23 protein-coding genes are annotated in these 23,489 nt (G+C 52.7%); 5 read left to right on the top strand and 18 right to left on the bottom strand.

Features of this window, described 5'->3' with window-relative positions; translation table 11 throughout:
* Positions 1–144 precede the first annotated feature (144 nt).
* The gene (locus KTH_RS30690) at positions 145–579 is read left to right on the top strand and encodes an SRPBCC family protein (protein WP_170142590.1); all 435 of its coding nucleotides are present in this window, start codon (positions 145–147) and stop codon (positions 577–579) included.
* An 80-nt stretch (positions 580–659) separates the two neighbouring features.
* On the opposite strand, the gene KTH_RS30685 is transcribed toward KTH_RS30690, so the two are convergent.
* Positions 660–1,109: an SRPBCC family protein gene (locus KTH_RS30685; protein WP_497622687.1), complete on the bottom strand. Its 450-nt coding sequence runs from the start codon at positions 1,107–1,109 to the stop codon at positions 660–662.
* A 238-nt stretch (positions 1,110–1,347) separates the two neighbouring features.
* Between KTH_RS30685 and KTH_RS30680 the strand changes: the two genes are divergently transcribed.
* Positions 1,348–2,031 (top strand): histidine phosphatase family protein, encoded by a 684-nt coding sequence (locus KTH_RS30680; protein WP_497622685.1) that lies wholly within the window; start codon positions 1,348–1,350, stop codon positions 2,029–2,031.
* 59 nt (positions 2,032–2,090) lie between these two features.
* Here KTH_RS30680 and KTH_RS30675 read toward each other — a convergent pair whose 3' ends face one another.
* The 3 genes from KTH_RS30675 to KTH_RS30665 all read right to left on the bottom strand — a co-directional run bounded on the left by KTH_RS30675 (position 2,091) and on the right by KTH_RS30665 (position 6,077).
* The gene (locus KTH_RS30675; RefSeq protein ID WP_497622683.1) at positions 2,091–3,293 is read right to left on the bottom strand and encodes a class I SAM-dependent rRNA methyltransferase; all 1,203 of its coding nucleotides are present in this window, start codon (positions 3,291–3,293) and stop codon (positions 2,091–2,093) included.
* Positions 3,294–3,371: 78 nt separating this feature from the next.
* On the bottom strand, positions 3,372–3,842 hold the full coding sequence (locus tag KTH_RS30670) for a methylglyoxal synthase (protein WP_111322671.1): 471 nt from the start codon (positions 3,840–3,842) through the stop codon (positions 3,372–3,374).
* A 252-nt stretch (positions 3,843–4,094) separates the two neighbouring features.
* On the bottom strand, positions 4,095–6,077 hold the full coding sequence (locus tag KTH_RS30665; protein WP_497622681.1) for a glycoside hydrolase family 15 protein: 1,983 nt from the start codon (positions 6,075–6,077) through the stop codon (positions 4,095–4,097).
* Between the two features lie 451 nt (positions 6,078–6,528).
* On the opposite strand from KTH_RS30665, the gene KTH_RS30660 reads away from it, so the two are divergent.
* Positions 6,529–6,690: a hypothetical protein gene (locus tag KTH_RS30660; protein WP_170142589.1), complete on the top strand. Its 162-nt coding sequence runs from the start codon at positions 6,529–6,531 to the stop codon at positions 6,688–6,690.
* 68 nt (positions 6,691–6,758) lie between these two features.
* Here KTH_RS30660 and KTH_RS30655 read toward each other — a convergent pair whose 3' ends face one another.
* Positions 6,759–7,901, bottom strand: coding sequence for a M20/M25/M40 family metallo-hydrolase (locus tag KTH_RS30655; RefSeq protein ID WP_497622679.1), 1,143 nt, complete (start codon positions 7,899–7,901; stop codon positions 6,759–6,761).
* A gap of 388 nt (positions 7,902–8,289) precedes the next feature.
* On the opposite strand from KTH_RS30655, the gene KTH_RS30650 reads away from it, so the two are divergent.
* Together KTH_RS30650 and KTH_RS30645 are read left to right on the top strand one after the other, a co-directional pair.
* The gene (locus tag KTH_RS30650; RefSeq protein WP_170142588.1) at positions 8,290–10,218 is read left to right on the top strand and encodes a serine/threonine protein kinase; all 1,929 of its coding nucleotides are present in this window, start codon (positions 8,290–8,292) and stop codon (positions 10,216–10,218) included.
* A 14-nt stretch (positions 10,219–10,232) separates the two neighbouring features.
* Positions 10,233–12,029, top strand: a complete 1,797-nt coding sequence (locus KTH_RS30645; protein ID WP_111322554.1) for a serine/threonine protein kinase — start codon at positions 10,233–10,235, stop codon at positions 12,027–12,029.
* Between the two features lie 51 nt (positions 12,030–12,080).
* Here KTH_RS30645 and hemB read toward each other — a convergent pair whose 3' ends face one another.
* From hemB to KTH_RS30580, 13 genes are all read right to left on the bottom strand, one after another.
* Positions 12,081–13,058, bottom strand: a complete 978-nt coding sequence (gene hemB, locus KTH_RS30640) for a porphobilinogen synthase (RefSeq protein WP_111322552.1) — start codon at positions 13,056–13,058, stop codon at positions 12,081–12,083.
* 11 nt (positions 13,059–13,069) lie between these two features.
* On the bottom strand, positions 13,070–14,368 hold the full coding sequence (gene hemL, locus KTH_RS30635; RefSeq protein WP_174843921.1) for a glutamate-1-semialdehyde 2,1-aminomutase: 1,299 nt from the start codon (positions 14,366–14,368) through the stop codon (positions 13,070–13,072).
* A gap of 20 nt (positions 14,369–14,388) precedes the next feature.
* The gene (locus KTH_RS30630) at positions 14,389–15,153 is read right to left on the bottom strand and encodes a chlorite dismutase family protein (RefSeq protein ID WP_111322550.1); all 765 of its coding nucleotides are present in this window, start codon (positions 15,151–15,153) and stop codon (positions 14,389–14,391) included.
* Entirely contained in the window at positions 15,125–15,973 is an 849-nt protein-coding gene (locus tag KTH_RS30625) for a uroporphyrinogen-III synthase (RefSeq protein WP_497622675.1), read from the bottom strand. Before KTH_RS30625 ends, KTH_RS30630 begins: the two co-directional genes overlap by 29 nt.
* Before the next feature lies 1 nt (position 15,974).
* Positions 15,975–16,904: a hydroxymethylbilane synthase gene (hemC, locus tag KTH_RS30620; protein WP_497622673.1), complete on the bottom strand. Its 930-nt coding sequence runs from the start codon at positions 16,902–16,904 to the stop codon at positions 15,975–15,977.
* Positions 16,849–18,207, bottom strand: coding sequence for a glutamyl-tRNA reductase (gene hemA, locus KTH_RS30615; protein WP_111322544.1), 1,359 nt, complete (start codon positions 18,205–18,207; stop codon positions 16,849–16,851). The genes hemC and hemA overlap by 56 nt, the downstream gene beginning before the upstream one ends.
* A gap of 281 nt (positions 18,208–18,488) precedes the next feature.
* Positions 18,489–18,986: an NUDIX domain-containing protein gene (locus KTH_RS30610; RefSeq protein WP_111322667.1), complete on the bottom strand. Its 498-nt coding sequence runs from the start codon at positions 18,984–18,986 to the stop codon at positions 18,489–18,491.
* Positions 18,987–19,435: 449 nt separating this feature from the next.
* Positions 19,436–20,329 carry a bifunctional 5,10-methylenetetrahydrofolate dehydrogenase/5,10-methenyltetrahydrofolate cyclohydrolase gene (locus KTH_RS30605; protein WP_111322540.1) on the bottom strand — a complete coding sequence of 298 codons (894 nt, stop codon included), beginning with the start codon at positions 20,327–20,329 and terminating at the stop codon, positions 19,436–19,438.
* A gap of 4 nt (positions 20,330–20,333) precedes the next feature.
* A complete protein-coding gene (locus tag KTH_RS30600; protein WP_111322538.1) occupies positions 20,334–20,957 on the bottom strand; it encodes a cyclodeaminase/cyclohydrolase family protein in 624 nt (207 codons plus the stop codon).
* Between the two features lie 128 nt (positions 20,958–21,085).
* Positions 21,086–21,811 (bottom strand): endonuclease III domain-containing protein, encoded by a 726-nt coding sequence (locus KTH_RS30595; RefSeq protein WP_111322536.1) that lies wholly within the window; start codon positions 21,809–21,811, stop codon positions 21,086–21,088.
* A gap of 2 nt (positions 21,812–21,813) precedes the next feature.
* A complete protein-coding gene (locus tag KTH_RS30590; protein ID WP_497622670.1) occupies positions 21,814–22,479 on the bottom strand; it encodes an iron-containing redox enzyme family protein in 666 nt (221 codons plus the stop codon).
* Positions 22,480–22,800: 321 nt separating this feature from the next.
* Positions 22,801–22,956 (bottom strand): hypothetical protein, encoded by a 156-nt coding sequence (locus KTH_RS30585; RefSeq protein WP_170142585.1) that lies wholly within the window; start codon positions 22,954–22,956, stop codon positions 22,801–22,803.
* 152 nt (positions 22,957–23,108) lie between these two features.
* Positions 23,109–23,456: a gamma-butyrobetaine hydroxylase family protein gene (locus KTH_RS30580; protein WP_111322532.1), complete on the bottom strand. Its 348-nt coding sequence runs from the start codon at positions 23,454–23,456 to the stop codon at positions 23,109–23,111.
* Positions 23,457–23,489: the final 33 nt, after the last annotated feature.

Raw genomic sequence — 23,489 nt, 5'->3', positions numbered from 1 at the left:
AGTATTTAACTTCTTGAAAGTCGGCGACGAAACCGCTACAATAAAGCCTGATCCTAGTAGATCAGAAAGTCAATCCCGTCGGAAACGATGGGATACATAGGGCTTATAAAGCTAGACTTCGTAGATAGGAAGGATATTTCCGGGATGAAACTCAACGGTACACACAAGTTCCATGCACCTGTAGACAAGGTTTTTGACGCAATTCTCAATCCTCAGGTCCTTCAAGCAAGCATTCCAGGTTGCGAATCTATCGAATATTTAGATGGGAACCGCATCAAGGCGAACATCTCTACTCCGCTGCCTGGTCTGAAGGGACCCTATGGCATTGTGATTAACCTTGCCCGCGTTCAGAAACCCAACTACATTGAGCTTCAGGTCCAGCGCTCCGGGACTGGCGGTTCCGTCAATGCCGTAGCACAGATCCAGCTCACGCAGGAACCCGACGGAACTCTGCTGTCCTATGACGCAAATGCGGAACTGGCAGGTGCAGTCGCCGTTGCAAACAATCCTATCGGCCAGGGTATCGCGAAGAACACGCTTGGTACTATCTTCAAGAACCTGGAGAAGAACATTGGCTAGTTGCTCTATATGAGCAAAAAGGCCCGGTCCTGCATAGGTCTCTATGCGGGCCGGACCTTTTTTCTTGTCCTGGATATTGCTCAGGCTTCTCCGCTCTCAAGCTTCTGGCGCAAGCACTGAAAAAACTGTGAGGTTACTTTATCAGCAGTCCCCTTGATAAGCCTTGCCCCTACACTGGCAATCGTCCCGCTGATATTCACCTGAGCACTCCAGTCCATCTTTGTGTGAGTATCATCCAGCACACTCAGATTCATCTTGCCTGAAAGGTCAACCGCGCTGCCAGGAGCCTTACCACGCGCCTTGACAAGCATCACTTCGGGTTCCTGCATCTCGGGACGGGTTACGTCCATCGTGAATTTAGCTTTGACCGGGCCAACACCTACTGAGATCAGCGCTTTCCAGTGTTCCTCACCCAACACTTCCATACTCTGAAAGCCGGGAGCACAGGAGAACACATTATTGACATCGAGCAAAAAAGACCACACCTTCTTGATAGGCGCTGCTATTGTTTGTGAGCCAGAAAATTCCATACGTCCCCTTTACAACCTTTCTCTCTATTCTGTAGAAAAAAGACTCAGCTTGACTGAGTGCTACCGCTGCTCAGTACAAAGAAATAACGACATATGTATCATATCACAAGGCGAATGCGTCCCCTCTCCATCGCACTCCTCAAGCTCACCCATTTCAACTCAACCAATTTTCCTGTATAGTAAAAGGGCAGCCGTTCACTGCAAAACGGAGTATCAATAAAAAGGAACATCTAAAACTATGAGTCATATCTACAGAAATACTGTTTTTCTTGTCCGACACGGCGAGAATCCCGCCAACATTACCAAAGAGTTTTCATCAATTCTGGTTGATTATTCATTGACCGACAAGGGCGTGCTCCAGGCCCATCAGACCGGCCTCTTCTTTCGGGATAAGCATATAGATGAAATTTATGCGTCGCCACTCAAGCGAGCCCGGGAGACCGCATCGATTATCGGCTATGAGCTCGGGCTTCCAATCACCGTTATGGAAGAGTTCCGCGAAATCGGTGTTGGTGATCTGGAACGCAGGCCTCCCACTGTCGAGAACTGGCGCATTCACGACCAGGTCTTGCAGGACTGGTACACCGGCAAGTTTGAGAGCCGCTTTCCCGAGGGCGAAAATCTCTTCATGGTCGCCGATCGCCTGCGGCGTGGCCTCAAGCAAATGACGCTTGGCAAGCAGAACAAACGCATCATTCTGGTGGGGCATGGCGGTCTCTTTATGGTCGCAGCGCTGGCAATCTGCCATCAGTCCCTGGGACAGGAACACCTTGCGGGCAACCATAACTGCTCGGTAACTGAGCTCGACCTTGAGACCACCGAGGAAGAGGTCTCAGGCACGCTGAGATGTTGGGCCGATTATGGGCATCTCTCAGGGCTGGCCGCCCAGGTCATTTCAGGGTCATTCCAGTACGACGAATAGAGCAGCATCAAAAAGGAGAGCTACACCTTCTCCTTGGTGGCTCTCCTCTACTTCATCTGCTAAAGCACGCGGCAGAATACAGATTTCAGATACCCCGTCTCAGGCATTGCCAGGCTGGTTGGATGATCAACGCCATGTGTATACACTTCCAGCATCTGCACACTACGCTGCAAACGCTGTGCTGAGAGCGAAACGGCACCAAGCAAATCATCCAGTCCGATCACGCCCGAACAGGAGCACGTCAACAGAACGCCACCGGGGCGTAAGACCTGCATACCCAGAGTATTCAGCCGCCGATATGCTTTGAGAGCCTGCGCACGAGCCCCCTGATTCTTGGCAAAAGCGGGCGGGTCAAGCACAACTACATCAAAAAGCTGACCCTCCGTCCGGGCCCGCTCCAAATAGTCGAACACATCCTCTGTATAGAAGTCATGCATGGCAGCATCAAGACCATTCAATGCAAAATTCTCGCGGGCCAGTTCAATAGCGGCAGCCGAGATATCTACGCTCACCGTTCTCGTTTCCTCTCCGGCCAGCGCCGCATAGACCGAAAAGCCCCCCGAGTAGCTAAAGCAGTTCAACACCCGTTTCCCTCGTGCATACTTCTGCAAGGCCTTGCGCTTATCACGTTGATCAAGGAAGAAACCGGTTTTCTGTCCCTGCCAGGGATCAATCAGAAACTGCACTCCGTTTTCTCGTATCTGCACCCGCTGCGGCACCTCACCGGCAGAGACAATAGGTGCCTCTACAGAGAGGCCTTCACGCCTGCGTGCCTGGCCCTCATTGCGCAACAGAATGCCCTTCACCTCTACCTCGGCCTGCAATGCCGCAATCACATCCGGTAAGAGCCGTTCCATGCCCAGGGTATGGGTCTGCGCAACCAGCACATCCGCATACCTGTCAACCACGAGGCCAGGCAAACCATCACCCTCCGAGTGAATCAGACGATAGGCATTGGTCTCCTGCGGCTCAAATACCTCACGCAATTGCAAGGCCTGCCGAATTCGTTGTCGCAAAAACGCTTGATCAATCGCCTCTTCAGGATTACGCGTCAAAATACGGATAGCAATATCAGTACGCGGATTATAGTATCCACGGGCGACAAACTGCCCCCGCGCTGATTTGACATCGACAAGAGCGCCCGGCTCCACCCAGTGAGGTGGCTGCTGCAAAGCGCCCGAAAAGATCCAGAGATGCCCACCAAGCAAGCTCTCATCACGATGCGGTTTTAAGCTCGCTGTGGGGTAATGCGTGGCAGTCACAATCCTTAACTCTCTCTCATAGTATGATGCTCCCTATTATGCCATAACTTGCCAGGAGGAGAAAGAGCGCCACATCTTTTAACTCTCCATACGCCGAATATACGCCTCATATTCAAGGGGAAGCAGCCGGTTATACTCAGAGGAAAGAAGCGGAGAAGTAATGATAAAATCGGCGCTGGATCGATTACAGGCAACTGGAATGTTCCACACAACCGCGATCCGCAACAGCGCCTTTACATCGGGATCATGCGGTTGCGCTTCCAGCGGATCCCAGAAAAAGATCAGACAATCAATTGCTCGCTCCACAATACCAGCCCCTATCTGGAGGTCACCGCCGAGTGGGCCACTCTGGAAACTATGTACGGGTAAGTCGAGTTCTTTGGTCAGCAGCATGCCCGTCGTTCCGGTCGCGTACAGCGTATGCTGAGCCAGCGCGTCCCGATTGAATCGCGCCCACGAGATCAGATCGTCCTTCTTGTTATCATGTGCCACCAGGGCAATTTTCTTTTTCGGCCCGATTGGAAGCTGACTGTAACTATTCTCGTTCATCGCAATCACCTGCCTCTTCTTCAAATGGAAATAAAGTCTCGCGCCATCCTCACAGTAAGCAATGGGACAGCACAGCCGTTGCAATTATATCACTTCCCTGGTTGGTTGGTCGTTTCGCCTGAAGCAAGCGCTAAAGAAGAAAAGAGCAGGAGAGGACACCCCCAAAAAAAAGAGAAAAGATGAAACCTGTAGAGCTTCACAGAGGTACAGGTCTCATCTTTCTTTTTTGTACATCATAATGAGTTGTCTATTTTACCGTTGCTGGTTGTTCAGATGAATCGCGGCAACGACCGGGCCAGCATGATGTTCAGCCTGGCGCAGTTCAGCCTTACGAAGGTTAAGAGCACTATTGATAAGAGCGATATGCGTAAATGCCTGCGGATAATTGCCAAGAGCCGCCTTATTCGAGGCATCGATTTCCTCGGAGAAGAGACCAAGCGGTCCGGCATATGACAGCAAGCGTTCAAACAGCGAACGCGCCTCATCAACCCGGCCTTGCATAGCCAGATTATCGACTAACCAGAACGTACAAATTGCGAAGGTGCCTTCGTGCCCTTCCAGACCATCATCTGAAAGGTAGCGATACACAAACCCATGCTCATCGGTCAGCTTTTCCATGATCCGGTCAACGGTCGAGCGCATGCGCGGATCATCTGGCGGAATAAAGCCTACGAGAGGCAGCAGCAGATTAGAAGCATCCAGAGCGGTATCACCATAGGACTGCGTGAAGGCTCCCAGTTCCGTATTATACCCGTTTGTCAGGATATCGGCCCGGATCTGATCTCGCACCATCATCCAACGGGGCAGATCCGCTTCAAGATTCAATTGCTGTGCTGCACGAATACCCCGGTCCAGCGCGACCCAGCACATCACCTTCGAGTAGACGTAGTGACGATAGCCGCCGCGAACCTCCCAGATACCATTGTCCGGCTCATGCCAGTGCTCGCACACATGCTCTACCAGAGCCCGCATCAGATCCCATAGGGGACCCTGCAACGTCTCGCCATAGCGCTCAAAACCGCCCTGACGACGATAGAGGTGGATACAGTCCAGCACCTCGCCGAAAACATCCATCTGTTTCTGCTTGGCAGCTCCATTACCAATGCGCACAGGTCGGGAACCACAGTACCCGCTCAAGTGAGAGAGCTCCACTTCAGGGAGATCGCGTTCACCGCGAATGCCATACATGATCTGCAAGGCCTCGCCCTCCACAAAAGTCAGGTTGCGCAACCAGTGAGTAAAGGCACGCGCTTCATCAGTGAAGCCCAACACATTAAGAGCATAGAGAGTAAATGTCGCATCACGCAACCAGGTAAAACGATAGTCCCAGTTACGCAGGCCGCCGAGCTCTTCGGGTAAGGAAGTGGTAGGAGCAGCAACAATAGCACCTGTAGGGGCGTAGGTCATCAGCTTCAGCGCCAGTGCGCTGCGCTGCACCCACTCTTCATAGGGACCGCGATAATTACTGGACGCGACCCATTGCCGCCAGCAGTGCAGAGTACGAGCCAACTCGACATTAAAATTACGACGATGCAGTTCATCCTCAACCAGACGACGCGCCGCCTGAGCGCTGCGACCAACACCAAGCGCAAAAGCCAGGCGCTCACCCTCGCTGAGGGTAACGTTGATCACCACTGAAGGATTGCGGTCTCCTTCTTCCTGTACCACCTTGATGGAATACGAAGGAAGCAACTGAGCGCCAACAACAGCAAGACCCAGATGCTGACCACCGCCAGAGATCACAACTCCCTTATTCTCTGAAGCGAGAGAAATGTCACTCGGCGAAGCAGCATAATTCGGGGTCGCCTTCAGTGTAACCTGAATGGGCATTTCCCCATGAGTACATTCAACAATCCGAACCAGACAATGGCAGGAACCATCCTCACGGGTCCAGGTATTGTTGTCCATGCCGCGATAGGGCCAGGCTTCCAACGTTTCGACCGGCATAAAATCGGTCAGAAGCATCTCACCGCTAATGCTTGTAAAACGAGTCTGTAAAACGTTGCTTCCACGCAAGTAGCGCTGGATGCCAGGAATAGTTGCATCCTCTGGCGCAACCTGGAAGAACCCACCCTGATCAGCGTCTAACAAACGACAGAAAATGGCCGGGCTATCAAAGTCCGGTAGACACCCCCAATCTACAGAACCGTCGGGAGCGATTAATAAGGCCGAATGACAATCGCCAATGACCCCGTATGCGTTAATTGGTAGATAAGTGCGATTGAATTCGTTCATCCCAACCATGTGCAGCAACACTTCCTATTTTGAACTGTTCGACGTTGAACTGTTCGCCAACATCCTTAGAGACGCCTTAACGAGTATTAAAGAACCCTTAGAAATTTTCAACAGGTGCCTTATATCAGGAAAGAACGCAGGACCAACGGGAATAGTAACAGGTTTTCCCATTTAATTTTTTGATAGTACTTTGATAATACCTTGAGGGCACCGCAGTGCCTGTAGCTCCGCATCCCGCGCTCTTTTTTTCTTCTTTAGCTCACAATCATGCCATCCCTTGAAGCGAAATAGCAATCCCTTCACCTCTCCCCTCTTCTCAAGTGTCGACTGGCAATCAGATTCCTTTAGGGAAAAGGGCAAAAAAATCTTTGTTTTTTCTTTATGGTTCGTTACATACTTATAAGTAAAGAGTCCGTAGGTCATCCCGCATTCTGAAAAAGGGAGAAAACCAATGAGAACGATACAGCATATGCTGCGTCATCCAGCAGGCCGAATCGGCGTGACGCTTGGTCTTGCAATCGGCTTTATCGTGACTGTAACCGGGGGCACCAGCAAGGCGCTCCTCTTTGCCGGGCTTTGTCGCTATCTGGCCGGGCGTTTACCAAAGATGTAAGAGCACTTGAAAAGCAGAGGTAAGCTATCCTATCTCTATTCCTTACCTCTGCTTCTCTGTTTCCGAGTCTATTTCTTTACCAGTGAGCTCGCCTCTATCGCAAGACGAACCACCTGCGCCAGCCCTGTTCCAAGAGGAGAAATCGTGACCCACTCCTCTACTGTATGCGCCTTATGCCCCTGTGTGACCCCTACGCAAACAGCAGGTATGCCATAGCTGATCGGAATATTAGCATCTGTACTTGAAGAAGTAAATCGGGGCTCCATGCCGAGCCACCGTAAAGTACTAGCAGCCAGTTGCACTAAGGGATCCGTTCTTTCCCTGCGGCCCGCCGGACGCTCGCCAAGTACGGTAATTTCTGTTTGCAGGCCATCCTTTGCAGTCCGCTTTACAATTGCCTGGACCTGATCAGCCAGCGCCTGCAAAGCCGCGGGATCAGTGGAGCGCATATCCAGCAAGGCCGAGGCCTCTGCCGCGATCGTATTGACAGACGTCCCCCCTTCTATAACTCCCACGTTATAGGTCGTTTTCGGTTCCTCGGGAATCTCAAGAGAGGTAATCCCCACGATCAGGTGAGCCAGACCATGAATGGCACTGGCCGTACCAAAAGCGCCATATGAATGGCCTCCCGGCCCTTTCACGGTAATGCGCCAGCGCTTTGAACCAACAGCCTCATGCACGACATAGCCCAGGCTCCCATCAATGACCAGCACTGCGCCCAACGTCTCCCGGAACCGATCGACGGCAGTTCGTGCACCACAGAGGTTGCCAAGCCCCTCTTCTCCCACGTCGGCCACAAATAACAGATCCCCCTCGGTTTCCAGCTTCAGCTCATCCAGCATATCCAGCGTTGCTAGCAGGGACGCTACGCTCAAGCTGTTATCGCCAATTCCGGGCCCTCGTAAGATATCACCTTCGCGTACCACATTCAGCGATGTCTCAGCCGGGAAGACGGTATCAAGATGTGCCAGCAGCATTACGATTGGGCCCGGGTGGCGCCCTTTGCGCCGCACATACACATTTTGAAGCGCATCTATCTCCGGTTCATATCCGCGCTCACGAAAAAGGGAGGCCACAAACTCTGCACGTTTCCCTTCTGCTCCCGTTGGAGCGGGAATAGTACAGATCTGGATTCCGGTTTCAACAACCTGTTCCAGATAGGCCTGAGCCCGCGAACGGATATGTTCAAGTTGACTCTCAGTCAGGGACATGTTCCACTCCTTTCACATCGCCTGAACGGGCACTATGAAGCGGCTCTATTGATCTCTATCTCCCGAGCACTCTCCTCTTATTAACAATTACCCTACAGGCGATATTCCGTCTTCTCCCTTCTGATTATAAGCACTGACCGCACGCAAAGAAAGCCGTAGCGTACCTCTTCAGATGCAAACAAGCGGGAAGCAATAGAAACTTCTGAGTCGATACAACACCTGCCCCTTGTATTCGTATATAAGCACAGAAGCCCTTCTCCCATTGCAAGAATCATTTCATCGCCAGGGAACATGGCACTCAAAACATGATATAATAGGTACTCCTTGATTCTCCTTATTCTGCTTAATGGTCGCCACCATTGGCAAAAACGTTCTGCCGGGGGTTAGGATGTCTCTTGAAGGACAACTACTCGATCAGTACCGCATCGAATATCTTCTAGGTAGCGGGGGCATGGGAGATGTGTATCTTGCCCGAGATACGCTACTACAAAGAAATGTCGCCATCAAAGTGATCCAGATGGCAAAAACACTCGACCAGGATGAGCTACAGGAAGCAATTCGCCTGTTTAAGCGCGAGGCAACAGCGATCGCCGCTCTGGATCATCCGCACATCTTGCCACTCTACGCGTATGGAGAAAAACAGATCGGGAACCAGCGCGTTGTGTATCAGGTGATGCCCTATCGCAAAGAAGGCTCGCTCAGTAAATGGATAAAAGAGCGATATCGCGACGAAGTGCCTCCTCCCGAAGAGGTCGCCCGGCTGATTCAACAGGCCGCCGACGCGCTCTATCATGCCCATGAGCACCAGATTATTCATCAAGATGTCAAGCCTTCTAATTTCCTGCTCCGCATTCGGAACGAGGCCCCATCACAACCCGACCTGTTGCTGACCGATTTTGGGATTGCACGCCTGAACACAACCACCGTCAATGTCAGTCAGGTTGTTCGAGGAACACCCCATTTTATGGCTCCCGAACAATGGAAAAACCAGCCCGTTCCAGCGACCGATCAATATGCACTGGCAATTATTGCCTATGAAATGCTCACTGGACAGCCTATCTATCAGGGCTCGACCGAACAGTTGATGTATCAACATCTGACAACATCACCCATCCCACCCAGTCAGCTCAACCCCCGACTCTCCACAGATGTTGATACCGTCCTCTTGCACGCGCTCGCGAAAGCGCCAGAAGAGCGTTTTCGCACAATTACGGCGTTTGCCCGGGCATTGCAGCAAGCACTTGGTACGTCCTCACCCGAGCGTATTGTACCGCCTCCTCCTCCCGGACAATCCGACATCAGACATATGGCGAACTCCAATCCAACCCCCGAGCACCCGGTGACACCGGCAAAGCCATATCCAGTGACGCCAATCCACACAGCACCTACACCTTCAATTATGCCCACAACTAAAGCCGAACAGCCGTACTCGCCATTTCCTGCCCCATCATATCATTCACTGCCTCAAGGAAAACCGCGCCGCAATAACCTGCTAACCCTGCTGGTAGCGCTTAGCGTGGTCATCTTTCTTGGCAGCACTATCACAGCAGGGGCAATTCTCTGGCCGTCTTTTTTTCCTGCTTCGCCACCACATATAGACTCGCATGCAACGGCGACTGCACAGGCCAATGCTACAGCATCAGCCGTACCACCAGTAGTAGCGACTGCACAGGCTAATGCGACTGCGACCGCTATTACAGCAACCCAGGTTGCAGAGACGCAGAACGCGCAGCACCCCTATCCGAGCTACCTTCCCGGAAGTGGTACCTTGCGCTACTATGACCCACTCGTTAAACGCCTGTACTGGTACGATGGCGAAGAGAACAAGGAGTTCGGTGGAAAATGCTCCTATACCCGGAACTCACTCGATATCACACTGACAAAGCCAGATAAATCATACTACTGTGGAAGTACCTTTACCGAGAAAAACTTCGCGGTCGAGGTTAAGATGACCTTTGTCAAACCGGGCTGCGGAGGTATTGTCTTCCGCTACAATGAAGACCGGGAAGAAGGCTATTACTTCGCTCTCTGTACTGATCAATACTACGGGATCTACAAATATACTTCTCAATCTCAGGAAGGCACCAACCTGATCGGAAAGAACAAATTCAGTACCTTTATCAATGGCAGCTCTGGAGAGCAAAATGTGGTCTCAGTTGTCGCTCAAGGCGGAACGATTGTGCTGTTTGTGAACGGCAAACAGCTTGAAGCACTCAACGATACCAGCTTCTCAGAGGGCATTATTGGTATGACAGCCAGCACACAGACAAAACCTACAGAGATCGCCTTCCAGGATGCAAAAGTCTGGCAGGTATAAACAACGAGGTCAGTATGACGTTAGAGGGACAACAACTCGATCAATACAGGATACTCCGTTTCATCGGGCGAGGTGGCATGGGCACCGTCTACCTCGCCCGCGATACGGTCCTTGAACGCGATGTTGCTATCAAGGTCATTCATATGAATGAGGAGTTCTCTGAGGCAGAGCTTCAGGAAAACATTGAGCTCTTTAAAAGGGAAGCACGTACCATCGCAATGCTGGACCACCCGTTTATTCTGCCACTCTATGCCTTTGGCGAGAGTCAGCTAAAAGAACAGCAGAACATCATCTACCAGGTGATGCCCTATCGACAGGAGGGTGCGCTGAATATCTGGACGCGAGATCCCGAACGGCTGGCTCAACTGACACCACACGATATCAGCATGATGATCACACAGGCCGCCGAAGCGCTACAATATGCTCACGATCGCCAGATCATCCATCGAGATGTCAAACCCTCTAATTTTCTGCTCCGGGACAGGCCAGATCGTCCACATCTCCCTGATTTGCTGCTTGCCGATTTCGGGATTGCCCATCTGAATATGGTCACACGAAGCGAGAGCCGCGAAATCCGCGGAACACCGCTCTTTATGGCTCCCGAACAATGGCGCGGTCAGCCTGTCCCGGCCAGTGATCAGTATGCGCTTGCGATTATGGCCTATGAAATCCTGACGGGTCAGTATCCGTTCCGTGGCCCTGTCCCCGATATTATGTATCAGCATCTTGAGGAAACCCCACGTGTTCCGAGCGAGATTAAAAAGCAGCTTCCTTCTGAGGTTGATCAGGTCTTGCTTCGTGCCCTCGCCAAAGAGCCTGAGGACCGATACCCCTCCATACGCACTTTCAGCCAGGCACTCCAGCAAGCACTGGGAACCACGGAGCCGCCCGCCCATTCCATTTCCCTCAGTGGACCAGTACAAACCCGACCATCCACATCGCTCAAAGAACAAAGCGCTCCCACCCGGACCCCCCGAGGGATAGAGACACCTTCGCTCGTTCGCAAGCAAACCGATGCACTCTCAATCGAAGCGTTACCCACCCAAAGGCAGACGCCACCCGCCCAGAAACGAAAACTGCCACTACTCGTAGCCTGTGTAATCGTGCTTCTTCTTATCAGTCTTGGCAGTATTGGCCTGTACCAGACACTGGCACATCCCACAGCGTCAGAAACGGCCACCACGGCCCCGAAAACACAGAAACAGACTTCGGCCCCTACCACAACTCTGCCAGCTCTTCCCTATCCTTCCTATCTTCCCGGCATGGGGAAACTGCTGTTTATCGACCCACTCGACAAGCCGAATAAGTGGGAGAACGTCACCGCACCCAATCACAAGGGGGACTGCCAGTTTCGGAACGACGCCTATCATATCCGCAAGCTTGCGCCACACAGCAGACAATATTGCTCAGCCGATCTATCAACAACGAATTTCGCGCTTGAAGTCCAGATGACCATTGAAACGGGGGACTGTGGAGCCGTGATCTTTCGCCAGCAGAAGGCAACCTTGAATTATTATTATGTTCAGCTCTGTCAGAACAGCTTCGTGATCCTGCGTAAAAGCACAAATGACCAACCAACCATCAATCTCAGCGAAAAGGAGCTCCCTCCCACGACCAAAAACGAGCCCCATCACCCATACCTGATCGCGCTGGTGGTACGCGGTTCTACCTTCCAGCTTTTTGTGGATAAAAAGCGGATTACAGAGGGCAAAGATACCGCATTCCCTGAAGGCTCATTTGCACTGGCGGCAATCAGTCAGGATCATCTGACAGAGGTTTCTTTTCAGCAGTTCAGAGTCTGGAGTATTTAGGCCATAAAAAGAGGGTCTCAGTTCCTCACTGAAACCCTCTTGCTAAGCCTCTCAGGGCCGTAACCAGCGCGCGATATCCAGTGCATGATAGGTAATAATCATATCAGCGCCCGCGCGCCGCAAACCGGTCATGATCTCCATTACAATCTGCTTCTCGTCGATCCAGCCATTCTGTGCCGCTGCCTTGACCATTGAATATTCTCCACTCACGTTATAGGCGACCAGCGGCAGATCATAATTTTCTCGCACTCTCCGTATCACATCCATATAGGCGAGAGCGGGCTTCACCATGATCATATCAGCCCCCTCCGCAACGTCAAGCTCGACCTCACGAAGCGCCTCTCGCACATTGGCCGGGTCCATCTGGTACGACCGCCGATCCCCAAATTGGGGCGCGGACTCAGCCGCCTCACGAAATGGCCCGTAGAAACCTGAAGCATACTTCACGGAATAGGCCATGATTGGCAAACCGCTAAAGCCGTGCTCATCGAGTGCATGGCGAAGTGCCTCAACACGCCCATCCATCATATCTGACGGTGCAACGATATCCGCCCCGGCCTCCGCGTGCGACACAGCCATACGCGCCAACAGCACGAGTGACTCATCATTCTGAACCGTGCCATTCTTTACCACGCCGCAATGACCATGACTGGTATATTCACAGAGACAGACATCTGTAATCACCAGTAGCTCGGGCTGAATGGCCTTCAAACGCCGAATCGCCTGTTGAATAATGCCCTGTTCTGCGTAGGCCTCTGAGCCCACTTCATCCTTGTGCGCGGGAATCCCGAACAGCAAGACTGCCGGAATCCCGGCCTGTACAACCTGCTCCGCGACCGTATCCAGCGCCTCAACAGGCCACTGATTGACGCCGGGCATCGATTCGATAGGCAGTGGCTCTTTGATGCCTTCAGCCACAAACAGCGGATAGATCAACTGCTCGACGCTCAGGCGCGTCTCTCGCACCAGCGCGCGAAGCTTCTCATTCTGACGAGTTCGCCGCAAACGAACAGAAGGGAAAAGAGACATAACAGCGCCTCCTACGCCAGCTTACGCAGTACATGTTCGGCAGTTCGAGCTGCCTCTTCAAGCATCACATCTTCTTGCGCAAGCGAGATAAAACAAGCCTCAAATTGAGATGGTGGCAGATAGTAGCCAGCCGCCAACATCTCCCAGAAGTAGCGGCTAAAGCGGTCTGTATTCGCACGTTTGGCCGATGCATAATCGGTCACCGGTTCAGAGGTGAAATACAGGCAGAACATCGCGCCGATACGCACAACTTGCGCCTCCACACGCGTGTTACGCAAAGCACGTTCCAACCCCTCACCAAGCAACAGGCTTTTCCGTTCCAGCGCCTCATACTGTCCCGGCTTGCGCAGCTCTTTCAGGGTCGCAATACCAGCCGCCATAGCCAGCGGATTCCCGGAAAGGGTTCCAGCCTGATACATTGGCCCGATTGGCGCAACTACCTGCATAATATCCTTACGCCCGCCATATGCACCAACGGGCATCCCGCCGCCAATAATCTTACCAAAACAGGTCAGATCTGGACGAATACCGACCCGCTGCTGCATGCCACCGAGAGCAACCCGAAAACCAGTCATTACCTCGTCAAAAATGAGGAGCGCCCCATGCTGACTGGTCAGTTCACGCAACGTCTCAAGGAAGCCGGGTTGCGGCAAAACAAGACCCATATTGGCCGCGACCGGCTCAACAATCACCGCCGCAATTTCGGCAGGATAGAGCTTAAAGAGCTCCTTTACGGCCTCACTATCATTGTAAGGAACGGTCAGGGTATTGGCAGTGGTTTCAGCCGGAACTCCGGGGCTATCCGGCAACCCGAGCGTGGCTACGCCAGAACCGGCCTGTACCAGCAGCATATCAGCATGTCCATGATAGCAGCCGGTAAATTTCACAATCTTACTACGACCGGTAAAAGCGCGAGCGACCCGTAAAGCACTCATCGTTGCCTCGGTCCCGGAGTTGACAAAGCGAATCATCTCAACCGAGGGCACAAATTCCATTACCAGCTTCGCAAGCTCACTCTCCGCCTCGGTTGGAGCGCCAAAGCTAAACCCACGCTTGCTGGCCTCGATCACGGCTTGCAGCACCGAGGGATAGCCAAACCCGAGAATCATTGGCCCCCAGGATTGCACAAAATCGAGGTACCGGTTTCCATCCACATCATAGAGGTAGGGGCCCTCGGCATGGTCAATAAAAACGGGCTCACCCCCGACACCCCGGAACGCACGCACAGGACTGTTCACGCCTCCCGGCATGAGCTGCTGCGCCTCCTGAAAGAGCGCATGCGAGCGCGTGTGCTTCAACTCTTTTTCCATACGTACAGCCTCTTCTTCTCTCAGGCCCCGATTGCATCGAGAATCTCGGGGAGAGACTCATTGATGCACAGGAACATCGGCGTATCACGCAAGGTATACTGACTGGCCTCCGATTCGCGCATCTCCTGCACGAGATCCAGAAAGTCCGCGATACTATCCGACTCAAAGGCAACCACAAACTCCTGATCGTCAATGCCAAAGGAGTAGGTTGTGTTAATGGTAATATTCGGATACTTGACTCCCATCCGAATATGCTCATTCATCATGCGTTTGCGCTCCTCAAGCGAGAGCTTATACCAGGGGCGCGTTTTGATAAAGGGGTACACAAACAGGTATTTATCATCACGAGGCGTCACAACTAGCCGTGGATCATGCGAGCCCCGAACATGTTTCCCGACATAGACAGAACGCTTGGTCATTGCCAGAAACGCTTGCGCCTCATGCAGGTAGGGTCCCATCGGGCTGCGTCGAATCTGGCTACTCAACCAGCGCAGATCCTCTACATCATAGGTCGCAGTCCAGAGCATAAAATCACAGTCTGAACGAACGCCATACAGGCCATAGCTGCGAATCAGCGCTTTCTGACTATATTCTTCGTAAATGCGCAGCAACTCCTGTCGTCCTTGCTCGCGCACATCAGCGGGCAAGCGCAACCACTGCGGATCCAGTTTGTAGAAAGTAAAGCGGACAAGCTGCCGAGGCTGCTTCGCTTTGGGTTTCGCTGCCTCGGGAGCTGTCTCTGTATTGGTCATATCGTTATTTGATAGGGTTGTCTGCTCTGTCATTTTTTGCATCCTCATAATAGTGAAGTATTGCCTCGACCAGACCGGGTATCGTGAACTCCTGCGCCTCAATCGTCACATGCAGGCCAAGTTCACGCGCTGTCTGAGCCGTAATCGGTCCAATACATGCAATCGCGACTTGCGAGAGATCTGGCTGCTGTAATCCCTGGGCGGTACAGGTATTGAGCCAGTGTACAAAATTTCGGACGGTTGACGAACTGGTAAAGGTTAAAAGGTCAAGCTGCCGTGTTTGCAGCATCTGAAATACAGCCTGACTTTCCGCAGCATTTCCGGTTACAGGGACCGTAAAATAGGCCGCAACCACATCGACAATGGCGCCGGCCTCACGAAGCTCGGTGATCAATACCTCACGAGCCTCGGCAGCACGGGCCAGCAAAATGCGCTGCCCAGCGAGAGAGTGTCCCTTCCGTTGCGCATCCTCTCGGAGAGCCGCCGCTACCCCCTCGGCAATAAAGGTTGACGGAACAAGGTTCGCAGTCACGCCATAGGTCTGGAGCGCTGCCGCTGTTGCCGGACCGATAGTCGCGACCCGAGCTTTGATCTGAGTCGGATCGTATCCGAGGGAACGCAAGCGCTCCATACAGATCTTCACGCCATTCGCACTGGTGAAGATCACCCAATCATAGCGCTCATACAGCCCGAGGAGCGCCGTATCAAGCTCACTCCAATCATCAGGTGGTACAATCGTGATCGTTGGAAGCTCAATGGGAAAAGCGCCCAACGAGCGAAGTTGCTCGCACAATACCGACGCCTGTTCCCGCGTCCGCGTGACCAGAATACGCTTTCCTTCAATCTCAGCCATGCTACCTCTCCCTTTCCATTTGCACCTCGGCGATGATCTCGCCTGCACCCTGTTTCAGCGCCAGCTCAGCAACCTGAATGCCAAGTTGCTCAGCCCGCTCTATCGTAGATTGCGTTGTCCAGGGAAGCGCCGCCTGCACCGTGATCCGCTTGCGCCCATCCAGGCTGGTCACCAGACCAGAGAGTGTCATTTGCTCATTCTGGAGCAGCGCGTGCGCCGCCACGGGAAGATAACAACCTGCGCCCAAATGACGCATAAACATGCGCTCAGCGGTCGTCGTCGCCTGAACAGTCATATCCTGTAGCGGGCGAAGTATGTCACACCAGGCGGGCTCATCGCGAATTTCCAGGCCAAGTGCTCCCTGTCCCGGAGCCGGAACCAGCGTCTCGACCGGCAGATAGAGAAGCTTTTCAGCCAGGGCTTGATGGGCCTGCAAACGATGCAGCCCGGCAGAAGCCAGTAGAATCGCGTCATACGCGCCCGCCTCAAGCTTCCGCAGGCGCGTATCAACATTGCCCCGGAGCGGTACTATCTCAGCCTCAGGGCATAGATGCAGAATCTGAGCAGTACGCCGCAGACTACAGGTACCAATGCGCGGACGCTCTTTCCCTCCCTGCAATCGACCATCTTTCAAGGCAAAGGGTTCCCGTGAGATCAGAACATCGCGCACATCTTCACGCGGGCCCGTTACAACCACCCGCAAACCCTCCGGCTGCGCAGTCGGAAGATCCTTCAGGCTATGAACAGCGAGATCAATTTCACCCGCTCGCAGAGCACGTTCAATCTCGGTCACAAAAACACCATCGCCACCAATACGAGTCAGCGGTAAGTGCGTGACTTTATCACCCGTGGTATGAATCTGCTGTACCCTGATCTCAAGAGTGGGCCAATGGTGACGAAGCCGCTCGATGATCCAGTTGGTCTGTATCATTGCGAGCTTGCTTGCTCGCGTTCCTATTGTTATGCTTTTCATCTTCCTGTTCCAGAGCAAATAAATAGCGCATCGCTTCAGCGTAGACATGCCCCTGTCCATCAGCCGCAGCGTCCTTTAAACGACGAGTGGGCATATGCAAGAATTTATTCACCAGCCTATGCGTGAGTTCCTGGACAGCAGCAATCTCGCGCTCTGAAAGAGAGGGAAGCTGCCGTAAGGTGCGTTCCAGTTCCAGCCGCCGCACCTGATCGACCAGACCGCGCAGATCGCTGATAGTATCCACAACGCTGAGAGAGGCCAACCAGCGCTCAAATTGTTGCGTCTCTTCCGCCACAATCGCCTTGACATGCTCAACCTCTTGCAGGCGCAAGCGGATTCCTCGCTCGACCTCCATATGCAGGTCATCCAGATTATAGAGATACACATCAGGGAGCGAGGCAACATCAGGCTCTATATCTCTTGGGAGCGCGATATCAATCAACAAAAGAGAACGCCCGTTTCGCCGCTGCATTACCCGTTGCATGAGGTCCCGAGTAATCAAAGCGTGGGGAGCCCGAGTAGAGCTGATCACAACATCCGCTTCAACCAGCGCCTCTTCAAGCTCATCAAAAGAACGGTGCGAGGCATTCAGGGATTGGACAAGGTCAATAGCGCGCTCAAATGTGCGATTGACAATCACCAGGCGACGAGCGCCATTATCATACAGGTTACGAGCAGCTAATTCACTCATCTGACCCGAACCGACCAGCAGGACTGAAGCATCCGTCAAAGCGGGGAATAAATGACGCGCAAGTTGCACGGCCACATGACTGATCGAGGCAGCATTTCGGCTGATCCCCGTTTCACTACGAGCCCGCTTGCCCGTTGTAATGGCCGCACGAAAAAGAGCGGAGAGCACTGGCCCCGAAAATCCTCCCCCCTGAGCAACCTCAAGTGCATCCACTACTTGACCCTGAATCTGCGGCTCTCCCGGGACCAATGAATGCAGCCCACAGGTTACCGCAAAGAGATGAGAAGCCGCTTCTCTGCCTGTAAACACAAAGGCATGCGCTTCCAGTTCTTCCAGAGGCACCTGACGTTGTTCAGCAAGAATGCGCAACAGGGCAGGACGATCGCGCTCAGCATCGTCACTTACAGCATAAAGCTCAACCCGATTGCAGGTTGAGAGTAGCACACATTCTCGAAACACCTGACGCGCACTATGCAGTACCTGGGCAATCTGCCGAGACGAACAAGAGAGACGTTCCCGTAAAGAGATCGAGGCGGTAGTATGATCGACGCCGACTACAAGAATCTGCATTGAAACCTCGTAAATCTTATAAAAATTTCAATCGTCTATAGAGATTTTAGCGATTTTTTGCCATTCGTCAAGGTCCGAAGGCTGGAATACTATCAGGTAAAAACCGTATATTTTCTCCGGTGCCCTTCATTTCGGCATAAAACCCCTGACAAATCGCGAATTACAGAATCAAACGGCATAAACGTGAGCAGTATTCCCGCCAGAATATTCTCTCTTCAGGAAATACGTTTCCCCTTCTCTTTGTAGCAAAAAAGAAGTGAACAATTCAACATCTCTCATATTTATTGTACTGATCTCGAACGTGCCAAAAATGGCCCGGCTTGCGGGTCCTGTACTACCTGCTCGATTAAATGCCGATGCGAACGCAACAGTCCAGCCGGCAGCTCATCAGGAGCGAAAAAACGAGCTTCTAACACTTCGCGTGAATCAAGATGCAACTCACCGCCGACCAGCCGAGCGAGAAACGTCACCTCAACACGGAGCTTGTAGCCGCTCACCATCCTCAACAGGCGCTCCACGGCAATAGTGTAACCGGTCTCTTCCTTCAGTTCACGAATCAATGCCTCATCCAGTGCCTCACCTGCTTCCATATAGCCTCCGGGCAGTCCCCAGGAACCAGGCTTCCAGAAACGATGACGCAGCAGCAACACCTGCTCCTGCTCATTGAGAATCACGCCAGAAACACCTATCAGAAAAGTGGAATGCGTCAACCAGAGAAGATACCATTGAAGTGGACCAATTTTAAGCCGGCGCCAGAGTCGAACCAGTAGAGAGGTCATGGTTTCCTCCTTCACAAGAAGCAGCCCAGGAAGCCCACGACTTTCAAGCCGGGGCGGCATGGGCCTGCTGCAATGGCAGCTCAAGCAAGCCAAAGAGAGAACAGCAGATGCATCTTCTCAAACAATACAAATCTCTTCAAAATACTTGACACGCTCTTCTCAGCAGTACAATCAACCTATGCAGCAGAAGCCGATCGCGCATAAGCTGGCACACGCGTCAAAGGAGAATGCTTCTCGCCCGGTCCTGCCGAGCGAGAATGGAGCAGTTGTCACTTGTCCCTGATGTGCCGGACAAGGAAGCCAAAGCAGAGCACCTGCGACGGTTCTCTGAGCTGCAATGGAGTCCAGACACAAGCCCCTCCTCCAGGTGAGGTCATTGATCGATAAAAGCCCTGGCAATAAAAAAGGGAGCAGCCAGAAGCCATATTCTGCCTGATCCCTTGCTCATCCTACGATGATTGCGAAACCTGTTCAGCGGGTCTGGGTCGTCCGCCGATCTGTCTCCATGCGGCCTCAATACACTGTTTTAAGAGCAGCACATTAGTCAGTGGGCCAACACCTCCGGGAGTCGGCGTCACCGCACCAGCAACCTCGGCCACCGAAGCGAAATCTACGTCACCGACAATGCCTCCTTCGGGCAGCGCATTAATACCCACGTCGATGACGGTTGCTCCGGGTTTCACCATCTCTGCTGTTACCATATTTGGCCGACCCACAGCCGCAATCAGCACATCAGCCTCACGCGTGAGCTCAACCAGATTGGTCGTTCGCGAATGACAGACGGTAACAGTGGCGTTCTTCTGTAAGAGGAGCAACGAAAGCGGCTTACCCACAACATTACTGCGCCCAATGACCACAACACGCTTTCCCTGCAAGGGCGTTTTGGTGCGCTCAAGAATCTCCATCACCGCAGCAGCAGTAGAAGGCACAAAACTCGGGAAGCCCAGGAAGAGGTTTCCGGTATTCAAAGGGCTGATCCCATCGATGTCCTTTTCTGCTGCGAGCGTCTCCGCAACCATCTTCTGTGAGAGATGAGCGGGCAAGGGCATCTGTACAATCACACCATGCACCGTGACATCCTGATTCAAGCGCACCAGTGCCGCGTGTAATTCATCCGCTGAAATATCGGCGGGCAACAATTCCAGGCGGGCCTCAACCCCGAGATCCTTTGCAATGCGCAAAATAGCCTTACTGTAGACACCGGAAGCGGGGTCACCTTCTACACGCACAATCACCAGTCCCGGAGCCCGTCCCTTGACCTCTACAAAACGCTGCACATCCTCTCGTAACTCGGCCCGGATTTCCTTCCCCAAAGCGCGTCCATCAATTGTTGTTGCAGTCATCTAACTATGCTCTCTCCCCTATTACTTTCAATACCTGTTGATTGCCTGTTGCAATCCGTTCCAGTGCATGTTGAAGCCGGTCCGACAATTGATGCACCAGAGTCGCATCTTTCAATGAGTCCAGATTGATTTTCACCATGTAGGAACCCCCGGTTCCTGCACAGCTTGCCAGAGCGGCAGCGGTCGCGACATCGCTTAAGACATTCTTATTGCCAATCTCGGCAATGCGCAAACAATACAACATCAGGGTTGCGGCGCTTTCAACCACATCAAGGGGAACCTGTGCAGCCTCAGCGAGCCGCTCCTGAATAGCCCGAGAGCGAGCGGCCTTTTCCTCGGCAGTCTCTTTCGGGAGTTTAAAGCTGGCAGAAAGATGACCATACGCCTCAATATCTGCCTGTATCAGATTTTGAAAGCGAGAGCGCAGCGCCTCTGCCTGCTGAATAAGCGCTTCTATCTCTTGCTGAACATCCAGATATGCTTTTTTTCCAAGCGTCAAACGGGCGACCATACAGACCAATCCGGCTCCCATTGCTCCATTTAACGCCGCCGTAGAACCGCCGCCCGGCGTCGGCTGACCGGACGCCAGATCGTCAAGGTACGTATGTAAAGGTTTATCCAGGTACATTCACTCTACTTCCTGAAATCAGAATCAAAAAGAACACAAGCCCGGGAAACCAGCTCCCAGAGGAATATTCTAGCACTGCATCAAAGTGCACGTCGAGCTCCGCCGGATGACTGAAACAGGTGCTTCCCTTATGCCTGCAAGATCGTATCCTGAGGCTCGACACTTCCGACGTGAGCGCATTCGGCATAGAGCGGGCACGAAGAGCACTTTGGCCGCTGGGCATGACAAATCGTGCGACCATGCTGGATCAGATCAACATGAAAGGTATGCGCCCATTCAGGCGGCAACACTTTTAAGAAAATAAGGTGTGCCTGATTGGCGCTTACCTTTGGCCCAATAAAGCCGAGCCGTCGTGTCAGGCGATGTAGATGCGTGTCCACCGGCATCAGAGGCAATCCCAGATTAAACAGCATAACACAGGCTGCTGTTTTAGGGCCAACCCCGGGAATTTTCTGCAAATACCGCCAGGCATCCTCATACGGTTGCTGTAACAGCTCATCCCGCAGAAACACAGACAGCGGCTTCGTTCCCCCTTTTGCCTCCTGCCATTCCCCGATTGTATGCAGGGCATTTTGAATGCGAGGCGCTTTCACATTCGCCAGGCCACCACATCGTATTGCGTCAGCAACCTCATAGGTTGGAGCGTCACGCACCTGTTCCCAGGTCGGAAACTTCTCGACCAGTTGGCGATAGGCACGCCCTGAATTGATATCCGAGGTATGCTGTGAAAGAATCGTGCCGATTAGCCCTCCTAACGGATCCATATCGGGTCGCCAGGGCGGTTCACCGTAGGTGGCAAGTAGAATGTCATACACACGCTCTAAATGCAGCCAGGCCGTCTCTTTTACGTCCATTGCTACCCTTTCTGCGTGACCGGCGTTGCAAGCACGGTATCGTAGAACATCAATTCATATTCATGACTGAGGCGTACAGCTCGTACCACTTCACGCCGCTCCTCTGGCGTCTTGAAACGACCGAGCAGGACATCATCAATCGGCGTGACCTGCTTCCCGATCTCATCATGCACCGTAAAGAATGCGACATCATCCGCCGTCAAACCATAGTGGCGCATCAAAGCAGGACCAATTCGAGCACAAATCTGGACAAAGATATCCTCACTCGCGCTCACCGCCGCTAGCTTCTCAGCGGCTGAGCCATAGGCAAGCATCCAGTAGAAGAAATTGGTCAATGCCATACAGCCAGCCAGAGGCTCAACCTGCTCAAAATCCTTGCGCGTGAGCCCGATTGCTTCGCCAAACCGCAGCAACAGGGTATAACCACCAACTTTAGGCAGAAGCTTCTGAATCAACATCTCCTGAAGCTCTAAATCGGGGGTAGAGGCAATCGCCAGCGCATCGAGACGATAGGCCTCCCGCACAAGCCACCAATCTTGAAGCGCGAAAAGCCGCAGCCGCTCTACGTCAAGCGTGCCATCCTCTATCTGTTGCCAGAGGGGATGGAAAAGCAAACGACGCCGTAACTGCTGAATATCCTCCGTGACAAACGTATCCGCAAAACCCACGTTCTCTATTTCACTCCTTTCACACCACTGGAAACGCCACAAGTAGCGTGGATTGTCTGGTCTCTTTTTCTCAAAACAGGGCTTCACAATCCCTGAGTATCATTGTATGCCACAGAAGCGGTTTCCTGTCATCCCTTTAGCCTGATAGGACTGCATATGGAGAGAAAAAAGGAAGAGGTACACCTTACACCGCCCTTCCACCTGGCAAGCGCATCGACAGGAATAGATGCCTCCTGTCGATACACTTATTGACGTATACAATGGCTCCAACAGCGGAACCAAAACTCCTGTCTATCCGACATTCGTTCATTGCTCCCTCTACTAATGAGAGACCGCCGCCGAACCAAAGAGCACAAGAGCAAAAATACCACCGATCACCAGCGCTATAAGAAGACGGATCAGTAAGCCGGTAGCAGAAAAAGATCGCCTGCGCGAAGCCAGATTGTTTGGTGGAGTTGGCTTTCCTTGCGTTGCCACAGTTTCCCTCCAATAGATGCGAATGATTCTCTATTTCAGTACAACAATGCTTCCTCTTTACAAAGGGAGAAACGCCGGGCATTCTCCCTCAAGAGATATATACCGGGTCTGTGATTGTAAAACGCATTGGCACAGGCACTCATAACGAAGCGCTACTTTTTGGCCGTCTTCTTCTGACATTCGTCACATTCGCACATCGACCGCAACTTCTCGTAGGTAAAGATCCCTGTGCGGTGCCCATCAGCCCAAACCGGAGTCAGCCCATAGCGTCCCACTGGCTCCAGATTAACCAGCGTAGTCTCTTCCTCACTCAAACTCTGGCGACTCTGAAGCATTCCCGGCTGTCCACCCTCACCGGCACACCAGGCGCATGGACAGGCCCAGCGCAACTTCTCCCAGCTATGGATACTTTCATGCTCATCACTCCATGTCAGGATCAACGAGCGGTGTTCCTCGTCAAGCAGAAAAGAGGTCGGGACAGGATGATCGTACTGCATCATATATTCTTTATCCCTTCGCGGATTTTTCAACGT

It is taken from the genome of Thermosporothrix sp. COM3 (genome assembly GCF_059696735.1).
This window is presented reverse-complemented; position numbering and strand designations above follow the sequence as displayed.

Bases quoted from the DNA above. Each gene is read 5' to 3' on its own strand.
- KTH_RS30690 (WP_170142590.1), top strand. From the start codon at position 145: ATGAAACTCAACGGTACACACAAGTTCCATGCACCTGTAGACAAGGTT.
- KTH_RS30685 (WP_497622687.1), bottom strand. From the start codon at position 1,109: ATGGAATTTTCTGGCTCACAAACAATAGCAGCGCCTATCAAGAAGGTG.
- KTH_RS30680 (WP_497622685.1), top strand. From the start codon at position 1,348: ATGAGTCATATCTACAGAAATACTGTTTTTCTTGTCCGACACGGCGAG.
- KTH_RS30670 (WP_111322671.1), bottom strand. From the start codon at position 3,842: ATGAACGAGAATAGTTACAGTCAGCTTCCAATCGGGCCGAAAAAGAAA.
- KTH_RS30665 (WP_497622681.1), bottom strand. From the start codon at position 6,077: ATGAACGAATTCAATCGCACTTATCTACCAATTAACGCATACGGGGTC.
- KTH_RS30660 (WP_170142589.1), top strand. From the start codon at position 6,529: ATGAGAACGATACAGCATATGCTGCGTCATCCAGCAGGCCGAATCGGC.
- KTH_RS30655 (WP_497622679.1), bottom strand. From the start codon at position 7,901: ATGTCCCTGACTGAGAGTCAACTTGAACATATCCGTTCGCGGGCTCAG.
- KTH_RS30650 (WP_170142588.1), top strand. From the start codon at position 8,290: ATGTCTCTTGAAGGACAACTACTCGATCAGTACCGCATCGAATATCTT.
- KTH_RS30645 (WP_111322554.1), top strand. From the start codon at position 10,233: ATGACGTTAGAGGGACAACAACTCGATCAATACAGGATACTCCGTTTC.
- hemB (WP_111322552.1), bottom strand. From the start codon at position 13,058: ATGTCTCTTTTCCCTTCTGTTCGTTTGCGGCGAACTCGTCAGAATGAG.
- hemL (WP_174843921.1), bottom strand. From the start codon at position 14,368: ATGGAAAAAGAGTTGAAGCACACGCGCTCGCATGCGCTCTTTCAGGAG.
- KTH_RS30630 (WP_111322550.1), bottom strand. From the start codon at position 15,153: ATGACAGAGCAGACAACCCTATCAAATAACGATATGACCAATACAGAG.
- KTH_RS30625 (WP_497622675.1), bottom strand. From the start codon at position 15,973: ATGGCTGAGATTGAAGGAAAGCGTATTCTGGTCACGCGGACGCGGGAA.
- hemC (WP_497622673.1), bottom strand. From the start codon at position 16,904: ATGATACAGACCAACTGGATCATCGAGCGGCTTCGTCACCATTGGCCC.
- hemA (WP_111322544.1), bottom strand. From the start codon at position 18,207: ATGCAGATTCTTGTAGTCGGCGTCGATCATACTACCGCCTCGATCTCT.
- KTH_RS30610 (WP_111322667.1), bottom strand. From the start codon at position 18,986: ATGACCTCTCTACTGGTTCGACTCTGGCGCCGGCTTAAAATTGGTCCA.
- KTH_RS30605 (WP_111322540.1), bottom strand. From the start codon at position 20,329: ATGACTGCAACAACAATTGATGGACGCGCTTTGGGGAAGGAAATCCGG.
- KTH_RS30600 (WP_111322538.1), bottom strand. From the start codon at position 20,957: ATGTACCTGGATAAACCTTTACATACGTACCTTGACGATCTGGCGTCC.
- KTH_RS30595 (WP_111322536.1), bottom strand. From the start codon at position 21,811: ATGGACGTAAAAGAGACGGCCTGGCTGCATTTAGAGCGTGTGTATGAC.
- KTH_RS30580 (WP_111322532.1), bottom strand. From the start codon at position 23,456: ATGATGCAGTACGATCATCCTGTCCCGACCTCTTTTCTGCTTGACGAG.